Here is a 13,417-nt window from a genome sequence, read left to right on the forward strand (position 1 = left end):
CGTGACTCTTGAGGGTGCGCGGGAGTGCCGGGTGCGGACCGGCGGCGTCGAGCTGTGTGTCGCCGAGCTGGGGGACCCGTCGTGGCCGACGGTCGTCCTGGTGCACGGCTATCCGGACAGCAAGGAGGTGTGGTCACAGATCGCGGCGCGGCTGTCGGACCGCTTCCACGTCGTGCTCTACGACGTCCGGGGCCACGGCCGCTCGTCGGCGCCGCAGCCGCTGCGCGGCGGGTTCACCCTGGAGAAGCTGACGGACGACTTCCTGGCCGTCGTGGACGCGGTCAGCCCGGACCGCCCGGTGCATCTCGTGGGGCACGACTGGGGCTCGGTACAGGGCTGGGAGTTCACCACGGTCCGGCGCACCGAGGGCCGGATCGCCTCCTTCACCTCGATGTCCGGGCCGTCCCTGGACCACCTCGGGCACTGGATCAACGGCCGGATCAAGCGCCCCACTCCGCGCCGCGTCGGCCAGCTCCTCGGCCAGGGCGCCAAGTCCTGGTACGTGTACGCGCTGCACACGCCCGTGCTGCCCGAACTCGCCTGGCGCGGCCCGCTCGCCAAAGCCTGGCCGCGCCTCCTGGAGCGCGTCGAGCGGGTCCCCGGCGACGGCTACCCGACCTCGTCGCTGCCGTCGGACGCGGCGCACGGGGCATGGCTGTACCGGGACAACGTCCGTCCCCGCCTGCGCAGACCACGCCCGGACGCGTACGCCCACGCGCCCGTGCAGCTCATCACGCCGCTCGGGGACGCGTTCCTGTCGGAGCGGCTCTACGACGGACTGGAGCAGTGGGTCCCGCAGTTGACCCGGCGCACCCTCCAGGCCCGGCACTGGGTACCGCGCTCGCGCCCCGACCAACTGGCCTCCTGGATCTCGGAGTTCGTGACCTCCGTGGAAGGCGGGCGCCCCGAAGCGGTGACGGTCACCGGCAAGTACGCCGACCGCTTCGGCGGGCAACTCGTGCTGGTCACGGGCGCGGGCAGCGGCATCGGGCGGGCGACCGCCTACGCGTTCGCGGAATCCGGCGCACGAGTGATCGCCGTGGACCGGGACGCGGAGAGCGCGAACCGTACCGCCGAGATGTCCCGGCTGATCGGTTCCCCCGAGGCCTGGGCGGAGACCGTCGACGTCTCGGACGAACAGGCCATGGAGAAGCTCGCCGCGAAGGTCGCCGCCGAGTACGGCGTGGTGGACGTCCTGGTGAACAACGCCGGGATCGGTCTGGGCGGCTCCTTCTTCGACACCAGCCCCGAGGACTGGAAGAAGGTCCTCGACGTCAACCTGTGGGGCGTCATCCACGGTTGCCGGCTGTTCGGCAGGCAGATGGCCGAGCGCGGACAGGGCGGCCACATCGTCAACACCGCGTCGGCGGCGGCCTATCAGCCCTCCAGGGCGCTGCCCGCCTACAGCACCTCCAAGGCGGCGGTGCTGATGCTCAGCGAGTGCCTGCGCGCGGAGCTGGCCGGTCAGGGGATCGGGGTGAGCGCGATCTGCCCCGGCTTCGTCAACACCAACATCACCTCGACCGCGCGCTTCGCCGGGGTGGACGCCGACGAGGAGAAGCGGCGCCAGAAGCGGTCCGCGCGACTGTACGGACTGCGGAACTACCCGCCGGAGAAGGTCGCCGACGCGATCCTGCGGGCGGTCGTGCGCAACGAGGCGGTGGTACCGGTGACACCTGAGGCCCGTGGCGCGCGTCTGCTGTCCCGGGTCGCACCGCGCGCGCTGCGGGCGATCGCACGGCTGGAGCCACCGCTGTGAGGTCCCTGGGCCGGGTATCCGGCGTGGCGTCGGCCTTCGGACCTCTGTTCCGCCAGGCGGCATGAACGGCATCCAGAGGGGGTCGTGTGAGTGACGTACCGGCGCTTCGGATCGAGGACCTCGCCCACCTCAGCGGCGCCACCGTCCGCACCATCCGCGCCTACCAGGACCGCAGCCTGCTCCCCCGCCCCGAGCGCCGCGGCCGCGCCAACCTCTACTCCGACGCCCACCTCGTCCGCCTGCGCCAGATAGCCGACCTCCTCGACCGCGGCTACACCCTGGCCTCCATCAAGGAGCTCCTGGAGGCCTGGGATGCCGGCCGCGGCCTCGGCGGGGTGCTCGGGCTGGTCGCCGAGGTCGACGGACCGTGGAGCGACGAGGAGGCGGTCCGGATCTCGCGCGCCGAGCTGGAGGAGCGGTTCGGCGGCACTCCCGACGACGCGGCCATCGCCGACGCCGTGGAACTCGGTGTGCTGGAGCCGGTGCCCGAAGACGAGGACTGCTTCCTCGTGCCCAGTCCCCAAGAGCTCGCCGTGGCCGTCGAGTTGCACGGGGCAGGGGTACCGCTGTCGGCCATCTCCGGTCACCTAAGGGAGTTGAGGGGTCAGGTCGAGCACATCGCCGCCCGTTTCCTGGAGTTCACCACCGAGCACGTCTTCGCCCGCTACCTCGACGGACCCCACCGTCCGACCGACGCCGACGCGGCCGAAGCGGCCTCTCTCGTACGCCGGCTGCGTCCGCTCGCCCAGCAGACGGTGGACGCGGAACTCGCCCGTGCGATGAGGCTGTTGGCCGTACGGCATCTGCGGCAGCACCTGGGCACGGGGATGGGTCCACCGGAGCGGATCTCGTCACGCTCCGTGTCTCTGCCCGAGGAGACAATGCGGGCGGTGGAGGGGCTGGTTGGCGCGGAGGATGTGGCGGAGTTCATCGCGCTGGCGGCTGAACGGGAGGTGCGGGCAAGGGGGTTGGACGCGCTCACGTCAAAGCGGCTGCCCCCAGCCGATCTTGGCGAACAGGGCTGACATGACGGTGAGTTGTCCACAGAAACGCCAAGTAGCCTGTGGATAACTACACTTGGTTGTGGACCAAACCTCCGCGCCAAAACAAAATGCGTGATGCGCGTCTCTCCCGTCATGCTGAGCGGATGGACGAAAGACGCACCGTGAAGGTGTCGAAGTACCTCTCGAAACACCTGCGCCATCAACCCGAGCGCATCGGCCTCGTTCTCGACGAGGCCGGCTGGGTCGAGATCGACGTACTGATCGCCGCTGCCGCCGCGCACGGCTTCCGGTTCACCCGCGAGGAACTGGACCATGTGGTCGCCGCCAACGACAAGAAGCGCTTCGCGATCCAAGGCGCCCGGATCCGCGCCAGCCAGGGCCACAGCATCGAGGTGGACCTCGGACTGCCCCCGGCGACCCCACCGCCGTACCTCTACCACGGCACCGTGGACCGCTACCTGGACGCGATCCGCACCGAGGGCCTCCGGCCCATGAACCGGCACGACGTGCATCTCTCACCCGACCGCGAGACGGCGACCCGGGTCGGCGCCCGCCGCGGCCGGCCCGTCGTGCTCTCCGTGGACACAGGCGCGATGCACCGGGACGGCCACGTCTTCCACGTCAGCGCGAACGGGGTGTGGCTGACCAAGGCGGTGCCGCCGGAGTATCTGAGGTTTCCCGCGCCCCACTGACCGGCCTCCGGCATGATCAGTGGTATGGACCACCGCGGAACCCACCTCCCCACCACCGAGGCCGCCGTCGCCACCCTGCGCGCCCTCGCCGCCGAGTACGCGCTCGAGATCGAGGTGACCCACGACATCGGCGCCGACCAGACCTCGCGCCGCAGCGCCGCGGGCGTCGGCGTCACCACCGACCCGGACGGCTCCCTGCCCCACGAGGCGTATGTCGAACTCGGTGGCCGGCCCCGGGTGGACGTACGGCTGTTCCCGGACGACGACGCGCTGATCACCGTCGACGGCGTCGAGTGCCCCGACATCGCCCGCGACGACGTGCCCGCCTTCCTCCGCGCCCTCTACGGCGGCCACGCCTGGGTCAAGGTGCGCCGTTTCCCGCCGGGCAACTATCTGATGGTCCCGCTACCGGGCGACCGCGTGCACAAGGAGTTCATCCTGGTCGGGCTCAGCCCATGGCTCGGCGGCCAAGGGCGATGACTCGGCAGTGACTGTCAGTCACTGTTTCACGTGAAACGGGCGTGTCCGCATACGCTCGAATCATGAGTCTGCGTCTGAGCACCGTGATCCTCCCGTACCGCCGCTGGCACGAGGGGAGTCGTGAGGCATGGCAACGCGCGGAGCAGCTCGGCTTCCACACCGCGTACACCTACGACCACCTGTCCTGGCGCACCTTCCGGGACGGCCCGTGGTTCGGTGCCGTGCCGACGCTGACCGCCGCGGCGGCCGTCACCGACCACCTGCGGCTGGGCACCCTGGTGACCTCGCCGAACTTCCGGCAACCGGTCACTCTCGCCAAGGAACTGATCTCCCTCGACGACATCTCCGGCGGCCGGATCACCCTCGGCATCGGCGCGGGCGGCACCGGCTTCGACGCCACGGCCCTCGGCCAGGAGCCGTGGACGCCACGCGAGCGTGCCGACCGGCTCGCGGAATTCGTCCCGCTGCTGGACCGGCTACTGACCGAGAACTCGGTGTCGTACGAGGGCGACTTCTACTCGGCGCACGAGGCCCGCAACATCCCGGGCTGTGTGCAGCGGCCCCGGCTGCCCTTCGCGGTGGCGGCCACCGGTCCGCGTGGGCTGCGGCTCGCCGCCCGTCACGGGCAGGCGTGGGTGACCACCGGCGACCCGAAGCTGTACGAGAACGGCACTCCTGAACAGTCGATTCAAGCCATTCGCGGACAGGTCGAGAAGCTCGCCGACGCATGTGCGGAGATCGGCCGTGACGTGACCGGGCTCGACAAGATCCTGCTCACCGGATTCACCCCGGACCGCGCCCGGCCGCTGGAGTCTCTCGACGCGTTCGTCGACTTCGCCGGACGACACCGGGAGTTGGGCTTCACGGAGATCGTCGTCCACTGGCCGATCGCCGACTCGGACTTCGCCGCGGACGAGAAGGTCTTCGAGCAGATCGCCATGGAGGCACCGGCACAGCTGGGCCGAGGCGACGGAGCGTGATCGTGCCGGTGGGGGCAGTAACTACTCACATGTGCAGGCTCTCGCACGACCGTGCGGGCATATGCGGGAGAATGAGCGAGTGACCTCAGCGACTCGACAGCCCGAGACCCCGGCCTCCACCGTCCCGCCGCGCCTGATAGCCACCGACCTCGACGGCACCTTGCTGCGCGACGACAAGTCCGTCTCCCCGCGCACAGTCGCGGCCCTCGCCGCCGCCGAGGAAGCGGGCATCGAGGTCTTCTTCGTCACCGGCCGCCCCGCCCGCTGGATGGACGTCGTCAGCGACCACGTCCACGGGCACGGCCTGGCGATCTGCGGCAACGGCGCCGCGGTGGTCGACCTGCACGGCGGCCCCGGCGCCCACCGCTTCGTGAAGGTGCGGGAGCTGGCGCGGGACAACGCGCTGGACGCCGTACGGCTGCTGCGGGAGGCGGCGCCGGGCACGGTGTACGCGGTGGAGCAGACGTACGGCTTCCATCAGGAGCCGGACTATCCGAAGCTGCACATGGAGATCCCCGACGAACTCCAGCCGGCCGAGAAGCTGCTCGCGCCGGACGGTCCCGGGGCCGACGAGCCGGTCCTCAAGATCCTCGCCTTTCACCCCACGATCGACCCGGACGCCTTCCTCACCCTCGCCCGTCTCGCCATCGGCGAGCGCGCCAACGTCACCCGCTCCAGTCCCAGCGCCCTGCTGGAGATCAGCGGCCCCGGCGTCTCCAAGGCCAGCACGCTCGCCCTGTGCTGCGCCGAACGCGGTATCTCCCACGAGGAGGTCGTCGCGTTCGGGGACATGCCGAACGACGTGGAGATGCTGACCTGGGCAGGACAGTCGTACGCGATGGGCAACGCCCACCCCGACGTGATCGCCGCGGCCTCGGGGCGGACGGTGGCCAACAACGAGGACGGGGTGGCGGTCGTGATCGAGCAGCTGCTGGCGCGGCGCTAACCGAGGGGGACGCCGCGTGCCGCCAGCCACGGCACCGGGTCCACCGCCGAGCCCAGCTCCGGTGTGACCCGGACCTCGAAGTGCAGGTGGGGCCCGGTGGAGTTGCCACTGGTGCCCGACTGGCCGATCCACTGCCCCGGCACCACCTGGTCCCCCTGATCGACGGTGACGGCGGCGAGATGGGCGTACTGCGTGTAGTAGCCGCCCGCCTGCTCGATCACGATCTCGATGCCGAACGAGCCCCCGCAGGACACCTTCACCACCCGGCCCGCGCCGACCGACCGCACCGGCGTGCCGATCGGCACCGCGAAGTCCTGCCCGGTGTGCCGGTTCGCCCACCGCGAGCCGCCGCTGCCGAAGCCCGCGGACAGTCCGTACGTCTCCACCGGCGCGACCCAGCCACCCACGACCTGCGTCGGAGGCTGGTCCAGCCGGACGGCACCCCGGCAGGCACCCGCGGCAACCGACGCGTCCGCCTGGCCCTGCAACTGCCAACGCGCTTCTTCGAGCTTCCGCTCGATGTCCGTCTTCAGACCGGCGAGTTCCCCCTTCCGCTTCTCCAGCGACTGCCACGCCGCCGCGGCCTTGGCCTCGTCCTTCGCTAGCCGCGCCTCGGCACGCCGGCTCTTCTCGATGGAGTTGTTCACGGCCAGATTCGCCTGGGAGAAGACCTGCTGACCACGCATCAGCTCCTCCGGACTGCCGGCGAGGATGATCTGCGCGGCGAGCGGAATGCCGCCGCCCTCGCGGTACTGGGTGCGGGCGATCCGGCCCAGGTCCTCGTGCATGACGGCGATGTCCCGCCGCTCCCGGTCGAGCAGCGCCTCGAACCGCTGTGCCTGGGCTCGCTGCGCCTCCGCCTCCTGCCGCCCCTTCTCGTACTGCTGTGTCGCCACGGCCGCGTCCTGGTACAGCCGCGCCACCTGCGCGCTGATCCCGGGGTCACCGCCGTCGCGTCTCTTCTCCGCGGCGTCGGTGGGGCGGGCCGCGAGCACGGCGAGCGCGCACAGGACGGCCGGGACGAGCAGGGGATGGCGCCAGGGCAGTCGCATGTCAGCGATCGTGGCCCGAGCGCGGGACAGCGGCATGTTCAAGTCGTACAGCCGGGGGAATCACGGCTCCGTTCGGCGGAGTCGTACGACCGAACAGGCGTCCTCGGAATCGCGGTTGACGGCCCGTCATGGAGGGGGTGGCTCGCGGGGCCGCTCTTCAGTCGAGCGGTGCCTCCCACTCCACCGTCGTGCCGCCGCCGTCCTTCCCGATGCCCGGCCCGTGCCGACTGTCGCCGCCCAGCGACTCGGCGCGCCTCTTGAGGTTTCTCAGGCCGCTGCGCCGGCCGCCTTCAGGGATGCCGACACCGTCGTCCGCGACGGTCAGGCGTACGCCCTTCCGCCCGCCCGGCAGAGTCACGGTCGCGTCGACGACGACGTCGATACGAGCGGCCCCGGCGTGCCGGAAGGCGTTGGACAGGGCCTCGCGCAGGGCCGCGATGAGGTTCTTGCCGGTGAGGTCGCCGACGAGGGCGTCGACCGGGCCGACGAAGCGGTGGGAGGGCTTGAAGCCGAGCGGCACGGCGGCGGTGTTGATCTCCCGCAGCACGCGCGTGCGCAGCCCCGCGGGCATCTCGGCGGACCCCTGTTGCAGCGCGAAAATCGCGCTGCGGATCTCCTGGATGGTGACGTCGAGGGCGTCGACGGCCTTGCCGACGCCCTCACGCACATCCGGCACGACGGACCCGCGCTGTGCGCTCTCCAGCATCATGCCGGTGGCGAACAGCCGCTGGATGACGAGGTCGTGCAGGTCACGGGCGATCCGGTCGCGGTCCTCGAAGACCGCGAGCCGTTCCCGGTCGCGCTGCGCGTCGGCCATCATCAGCGCGAGGGCGGCCTGCGAGGCGAACTGGATCGCGAGGGTGCGTTCCGTCTCCGTGAACGGCCGCTCCCCCCGCGCGCGGGGTGTGACGAGAGCGCCCAGGACACGGCCGTCGCTGTGCAGGGGCAGCATCATGGTCGGCCCGTAGCCGCGCGCGAGCGTAGTGACGATGCGCGGGTCGGCGGCCGCGTCGTCCATGAACACGGCCTGTCCGTCGAGGAGTTCGGCGACGACCTTGCTCTCCGGCGGGACGACCGTGCCCAGGATGTTCGACGGCTGGTCCGCGGCCACCGCAGCGACCTCCAGGCCGCCCTCGTCGGCGGGCAGCAGCACGATCCCGGCTGTCGCCCCCGACAGCCGTCGGGTCTGCTCCGCGACGACCTGCAGGGCGTCGTCGACGTCCCCGCCCGACAGCAGGGCGGTGGTGACGGCGACCGCCCCGTCGATCCACCGCTCACGCTGCTTGGCGGCCTCGTACAGCCGGGCGTTGCCGATGGCGATGCCGGCCTCCGTGGCGAGCACCCGGACCATGTCGAGGTCGTAGTCGTTGAACGGCTCGTCGCCGCGCTTCTCCGTCAGATACAGGTTCCCGAAGATCTCGCCCTGGACCCGGATCGGGAGGCCGAGGAAGCTGCGCATCGAGGGGTGGTGCTCGGGGAAGCCGCAGGAGCGCGGGTCTCGGGTGAGATCCGCGAGCCGGACCGGCTCCGGGTCGCGGATGAGCGCGCCGAGCAGCCCCCGGTGCCCGTCCGGCAGCCGTCCGATACGCCGGGCGGTCGCCTCGTCCACGCCGTGGAAGACGAAGTCGACCAGCCCCTGGCCGTCCTCGTCGACGACGCCGATGGCCGCGAACCGGGCCTCGGTCAGCGCGGCCGCGGTCTCGCAGATCCGATCCAGCGTGGAGTGCAGCTCGAGGCCGCTTCCGACGGACCGCATCGCCTCCAGCAACTGCGGCACCCGCGCGGCCAGCTCGGTCGAGAGGGTCGGGGGCGGGGGACCGGGGGACGGTGCGTCGGACATGAGCCGAGCGTAATTAGTCCCCTTTGATACTGAAAGTCGAAATTCTGGGCGACGGCTCAGGCGGTGAGCGCCAGCACCTCCGACTCCACCTCCCGCTCCACCATCCCCCGCAGCGGCCCCGCCACGGCGACCAGCTCCGCATACGAACCCCGCTGCACCACACGTCCCTCGTCCAGCACGATCACCTCGTCCACTCCTTCCAGCCCGGCCAGCCGGTGGGTGATGAGCAGCGTCGTACGCCCCTCGGTGGCGGCCAGGAGGTCGGCGGTGAGCGCGTCGGCGGTGGGCAGGTCGAGATGTTCGGCGGGCTCGTCGAGCACGAGGACGGGGAAGTCGGCCAGCAGCGCACGGGCCAGCGCCAGCCGCTGCCGCTGCCCCCCGGACAGCCTCGCCCCGTGCTCGCCGACCAGCGTGTCCAGGCCGCCGGGCAGACCGTCGGCCCACTCCAGCAGCCGGGCCCGCCCCAGGGCGTCGCGCAGATCGTCCTCGGTGGCGTCCTTCTTGGCGAGCAGCAGGTTCTCGCGCAGTGAACTGTCGAAGAGGTGCGCGTCCTGGGCACACAGCCCCACGAACCGCCGTACGTCGTCGCCGTCCAGCGCATACGCGTCCACGCCGCCCAGCGTGTACGAGCCGGTCTCCGCGTCCAGGAACCGCAGCAGCACCTGCGCGAGGGTCGTCTTGCCGGACCCGGACGGCCCCACGACGGCGATCCGGCGGCCTTTCGTGAGGGTCAGGTCCAGCCCGGCGAGGGCGTCCCGCTCCTGCCCGGCGTAACGGGCGGACAGCCCCTGCACGACGACCGGGAACGGCGACGCGGGTGCCTCCCGCGGCTGCTCCGGCTCCCGTACCGGCTCCGGGGCGTCCAGCACCTCGTACACGCGCTCCGCGCTCTTGCGGACCCGCTGGCGGTACTGCACGGCGAGCGGTAGCCCGAGGACGGCTTCGAAGGCGGCCAGCGGGGTGAGCACGACGACGGCCATGGTGACGCCGCTCAGCCGTCCGTCGGCGACTCCCTGGGCGCCCACGAGGGCGGTGGCCGCGACGGTCAAGCCGGAGACCAGCGCGGTGAGCCCGTCGCCCAGCGCGGTGGCGGTGGCGGCACGCGAGGCGATCCGGGCGAGCACCCCGTCGGCCTGCCGTGCCTCGGCGGTACGGGCGGGCAGGGCGCCGGCGACGGCCAGTTCGGCGGTCCCGGTGAGCAGGTCGGTCACGCGCGTCGCCAGCACTCCGCGTGCGGGGGCCAGCCGCCGCTCCGCCCGCCGGGCCACCGCACCGGTGACCGACGGCACCCCGACACCGGCCGCCAGCAGCCCGACGGCGAGCACGGCACCGGCCTCGGGCAGCAGCCAGGCGGTGAAGCCGACGGACACGGCGGACACCGTGAGAGCCGCACCGGCGGGCAACAGCCAGCGCAGCCAGTAGTCCTGCAGGGCGTCGACATCGGCGACGAGGCGCGACAGCAGATCACCGCGGCGGGTCCGGCGCAGTCCGGCGGGCGCCAGCCGCTCAAGGCGCCGGTACACGGCGACCCGGGTGTCGGCGAGCATCCGCAGCACGGCGTCGTGCGACACGAGCCGCTCCGCGTACCGGAAGACGGCCCGCCCGATCCCGAAGGCCCGCGTCGCAGTCACGGCCACCATCAGATACAGCACCGGCGGCTGCTGCGAGGCACGCGAGATGAGCCACCCGGAGGTGGCCATGAGCCCGACGGCACTGCCAAGGGCGAGGCTCCCGAGCAGCAGGGCGAGCGCGAGGCTCCCGCGCCGGGGGGCGGCCATGGCACGGACCCGGGCGAGGACGCCACGGGTGTGCGCGGCCGCTTCCGGATCGCCGGACGTGGCCTCGTCGGAGGACGCCCCATCGGTGTCGGAGGACTGCTCTTCGCTCGCACGAACCGCAGGCGCCTTCGCCACGACCTCAGTACGACCGAGAGCAGCAGCCTCGTCCAGCCGCACCACCCGATCCGCCACGCCCAAAAGCGCCGGCCGATGGACGACGAGCAGCACCGTCCGGCCCACCGCCAGCCGCCGTACCGCCGTCACGACCTCCGCCTCGGTGGCCCCGTCGAGCGCCGCCGTCGGCTCGTCGAGCAGCAACACAGGCCGGTCCGCGAGGAACGCCCGGGCCAAGGCGAGCCGTTGCCGCTGACCGGCGGACAGCCCTGCCCCGTCCTCCCCGAGCACGGTGTCGGCGCCCTGCGGCAGCGCGTCGACGAACTCCAGCGCGCCCGCGTCCCCGAGCGCCTGCCGTACGGCGGTGTCGTCCGCGTCGGGGCGTGCCAGCCGTACGTTCTCGGCGATCGTCCCGGCGAACAGATGCGGCCGCTGCGGCACCCACGCGATCTGCGACCGCCACTCCTCCAGATCGGCCTCGGTGAGATCGACTCCCCCGACCAGCGCCCGGCCTTCGGTGGGCGGCACGAACCCCAACAGCACGTTCAGCAGCGTCGACTTGCCCGCACCGCTCGGTCCGACGAGCGCGACGGTCTCCCCGGGCTCGACGGTGAAGGACACGTCGGAGACGACGTCTCCGGACCGGCCCGGGTAGCGGACGGTGACCTTGTCGAAGGAGAGCGCACCGGCCGACACGGCACGCGTGCCCGACGCCGGCACCGGCGTCTCCAGCACCTCGAAGATCTCCTCGGCGGCGGCCAGCCCCTCCGCCGCCGCGTGGTACTGCGCCCCCACCTGCCGCAGCGGCACATACGCCTCGGGCGCCAGCACCAGGATGACCAGGCCGATGTACAGGTCCATCTCGCCGTGCACGAGCCGCATGCCGATCGTCACGGCGACCAGCGCCACCGACAGCGTCGAGAGCAGCTCCAGAGCGAAGGAGGAGATGAAGGCGATCCGCAGCGTCCGCATGGTCGCCCGCCGGTACTCGCCGGTGATGCGCCGGATCGAGTCGGCCTGCGCCTTGGCCCGTCCGAACACCTTCAGCGTCGGCAGCCCGGCGACGACGTCCAGGAAGTGCCCGGACAGCCGGGACAGCAGCTGCCACTGACGGTCCATCCGGGACTGTGTGGCCCAGCCGATCAGCACCATGAAGATCGGGATGAGGGGAAGGGTGCCGACGATGATGGCCGCCGAGACCCAGTCCTCGGTGACGACCCGCGCCAGCACCGCCACCGGCACGACCACCGCAAGGCCCAACTGCGGCAGATAGCGCGAGAAGTAGTCGTCGAGGGCATCGACTCCTCGTGTGGCGAGCGCGACCAGCGATCCTGTCCGCTGCCCGCTCAGCCACCCGGGCCCGAGCGCTGCGGCCCGTTCCAGCAGCCGCCCTCGCAGCTCGGACTTGACCGCCGCACTCGCCCGGTGCGCGGCGAGTTCGGTGAGCCAGGAGACCAGCCCCCGTCCACTCGCGACCGCCACCAACAGCAGCAGGGGAGTGCGGAGTTCACCGACCGACAGACCGTGCTGGAAGGCGCCGACCACCACCTCGGCGATGAGCATCGCCTGGGCGACGACCAGCGCCGCCCCGACGGCACCCAGGCCCACGACCGCCACCATGAAGAGACGGGTGGCACGGGCGTACCGCAGCAGACGCGGATCGATCGGTTTCACGTGAAACACACCCTCTTCTCAGCGGGGAGCGGTGGGGCATGTTTCACGTGAAACATGCCCCAACCCGCGCACCCCGGCTCGGACTCAGTGCGCGACGTCCGCCGCGATGTGCTGCGTACCGATCCGCTTGCGGAACACCCAATAGGTCCAGCCCTGGTAGACCATCACGACCGGCGTGGCGATCACCGCGCACCAGGTCATGATCTTCAGGGTGTACGGGCTCGACGAGGCGTTGGTGACCGTGAGGCTCCAGTCCTCATTGAGCGAGGACGGCATGACGTTCGGGAAGAGCGTCAGGAAGAGCATTGCCACGGCGGCCGCGATGGTGACGCCCGAGAACGCGAACGACCAGCCCTCGCGCCCGGCCTGGTTGGCCACCAGGGCGGCGACCAGGGCGGCCACCGCCACGACCATGGCGACCAGGCTCTTGCCGTCACCGCTCTCGACCTGCGTCCACAGCAGGAAGGTGAGCGCCGCCACGGCCGTCACGAGCCCGACCTGAAGCGCCAGCTTGCGCGCCCGCTCCCGGATCTCCCCGACCGTCTTGAGCGCCGTGAACACCGCCCCGTGGAAGGTGAACAGGGTCAGCGTCACCACGCCTCCGAGGAGCGCGTACGGGTTGAGCAGGTCCCAGAAGTTGCCGACGTACTCGAAGTTCTGGTCGATCTTCACGCCGTGCACGATGTTGCCGAAGGCCACACCCCACAGGAACGCCGGGAGCAGCGAGGTCCAGAAGATCGCGGTCTCCCAGTTGCGCTGCCAGTTCTCCTCGGGCCGCTTCACCCGGTACTCGAAGGCGACGCCGCGGACGATCAGGCAGACCAGGATGAGCAGCAGGGGCAGGTAGAAGCCGGAGAAGAGCGTGGCGTACCACTCGGGGAAGGCGGCGAAGGTCGCGCCGCCCGCCGTGAGCAGCCAGACCTCGTTGCCGTCCCAGACGGGGCCGATGGTGTTGATCAGCACCCGCTTCTCGGGCCGGTTCCGGGCCAGCAGCTTGGTGAGGACACCGACCCCGAAATCGAAGCCCTCCAGGAAGAAGTAGCCGGTCCACAGGACGGCGATGAGCACGAACCAGACGTCGTGAAGTTCCATGACTCG

At 71.4% G+C, this 13,417-nt stretch carries 10 protein-coding genes; 6 read left to right on the forward strand and 4 right to left on the reverse strand.

What is annotated here, in order from left to right:
• Position 1 precedes the first annotated feature (1 nt).
• The 6 genes from OHU89_RS24935 (at position 2) to OHU89_RS24960 (ending at position 5,861) form a co-directional block, all read left to right on the forward strand.
• Positions 2 to 1,759 carry an SDR family oxidoreductase gene (locus OHU89_RS24935; RefSeq protein WP_405645958.1) on the forward strand — a complete coding sequence of 586 codons (1,758 nt, stop codon included), beginning with the start codon at positions 2 to 4 and terminating at the stop codon, positions 1,757 to 1,759.
• 86 nt (positions 1,760 to 1,845) lie between these two features.
• Positions 1,846 to 2,784: a MerR family transcriptional regulator gene (locus OHU89_RS24940; protein ID WP_405645959.1), complete on the forward strand. Its 939-nt coding sequence runs from the start codon at positions 1,846 to 1,848 to the stop codon at positions 2,782 to 2,784.
• A 122-nt stretch (positions 2,785 to 2,906) separates the two neighbouring features.
• Positions 2,907 to 3,455, forward strand: coding sequence for an RNA 2'-phosphotransferase (locus OHU89_RS24945; protein WP_405645961.1), 549 nt, complete (start codon positions 2,907 to 2,909; stop codon positions 3,453 to 3,455).
• 12 nt (positions 3,456 to 3,467) lie between these two features.
• Positions 3,468 to 3,935, forward strand: a complete 468-nt coding sequence (locus OHU89_RS24950; RefSeq protein WP_405645963.1) for a hypothetical protein — start codon at positions 3,468 to 3,470, stop codon at positions 3,933 to 3,935.
• Positions 3,936 to 3,997: 62 nt separating this feature from the next.
• Positions 3,998 to 4,915, forward strand: a complete 918-nt coding sequence (locus OHU89_RS24955) for an LLM class flavin-dependent oxidoreductase (RefSeq protein WP_405645964.1) — start codon at positions 3,998 to 4,000, stop codon at positions 4,913 to 4,915.
• Between the two features lie 79 nt (positions 4,916 to 4,994).
• Entirely contained in the window at positions 4,995 to 5,861 is an 867-nt protein-coding gene (locus OHU89_RS24960; RefSeq protein ID WP_307028578.1) for a Cof-type HAD-IIB family hydrolase, read from the forward strand.
• Here OHU89_RS24960 and OHU89_RS24965 read toward each other — a convergent pair.
• The 4 genes from OHU89_RS24965 to cydB all read right to left on the reverse strand — a co-directional run bounded on the left by OHU89_RS24965 (position 5,858) and on the right by cydB (position 13,411).
• The gene (locus tag OHU89_RS24965; protein ID WP_405645967.1) at positions 5,858 to 6,913 is read right to left on the reverse strand and encodes a M23 family metallopeptidase; all 1,056 of its coding nucleotides are present in this window, start codon (positions 6,911 to 6,913) and stop codon (positions 5,858 to 5,860) included. The two genes, OHU89_RS24960 and OHU89_RS24965, sit on opposite strands and share 4 nt — an antisense overlap.
• 157 nt (positions 6,914 to 7,070) lie before the next feature.
• Positions 7,071 to 8,753: a GAF domain-containing sensor histidine kinase gene (locus OHU89_RS24970; protein WP_405645969.1), complete on the reverse strand. Its 1,683-nt coding sequence runs from the start codon at positions 8,751 to 8,753 to the stop codon at positions 7,071 to 7,073.
• A 56-nt stretch (positions 8,754 to 8,809) separates the two neighbouring features.
• Positions 8,810 to 12,319 carry a thiol reductant ABC exporter subunit CydD gene (gene cydD, locus OHU89_RS24975; protein ID WP_405645971.1) on the reverse strand — a complete coding sequence of 1,170 codons (3,510 nt, stop codon included), beginning with the start codon at positions 12,317 to 12,319 and terminating at the stop codon, positions 8,810 to 8,812.
• 84 nt (positions 12,320 to 12,403) lie between these two features.
• Entirely contained in the window at positions 12,404 to 13,411 is a 1,008-nt protein-coding gene (cydB, locus tag OHU89_RS24980) for a cytochrome d ubiquinol oxidase subunit II (protein WP_405645973.1), read from the reverse strand.
• Between the last annotated feature and the right edge of the window lie 6 nt (positions 13,412 to 13,417).

Source organism: Streptomyces sp. NBC_00019 (assembly GCF_045041015.1).
Lineage (GTDB): Bacteria > Actinomycetota > Actinomycetes > Streptomycetales > Streptomycetaceae > Streptomyces.

Bases quoted from the DNA above. Each gene is read 5' to 3' on its own strand.
- OHU89_RS24945 (WP_405645961.1), top strand. From the start codon at position 2,907: ATGGACGAAAGACGCACCGTGAAGGTGTCGAAGTACCTCTCGAAACAC.
- OHU89_RS24950 (WP_405645963.1), top strand. From the start codon at position 3,468: ATGATCAGTGGTATGGACCACCGCGGAACCCACCTCCCCACCACCGAG.
- OHU89_RS24955 (WP_405645964.1), top strand. From the start codon at position 3,998: ATGAGTCTGCGTCTGAGCACCGTGATCCTCCCGTACCGCCGCTGGCAC.
- OHU89_RS24965 (WP_405645967.1), bottom strand. From the start codon at position 6,913: ATGCGACTGCCCTGGCGCCATCCCCTGCTCGTCCCGGCCGTCCTGTGC.
- OHU89_RS24970 (WP_405645969.1), bottom strand. From the start codon at position 8,753: ATGTCCGACGCACCGTCCCCCGGTCCCCCGCCCCCGACCCTCTCGACC.
- cydB (WP_405645973.1), bottom strand. From the start codon at position 13,411: ATGGAACTTCACGACGTCTGGTTCGTGCTCATCGCCGTCCTGTGGACC.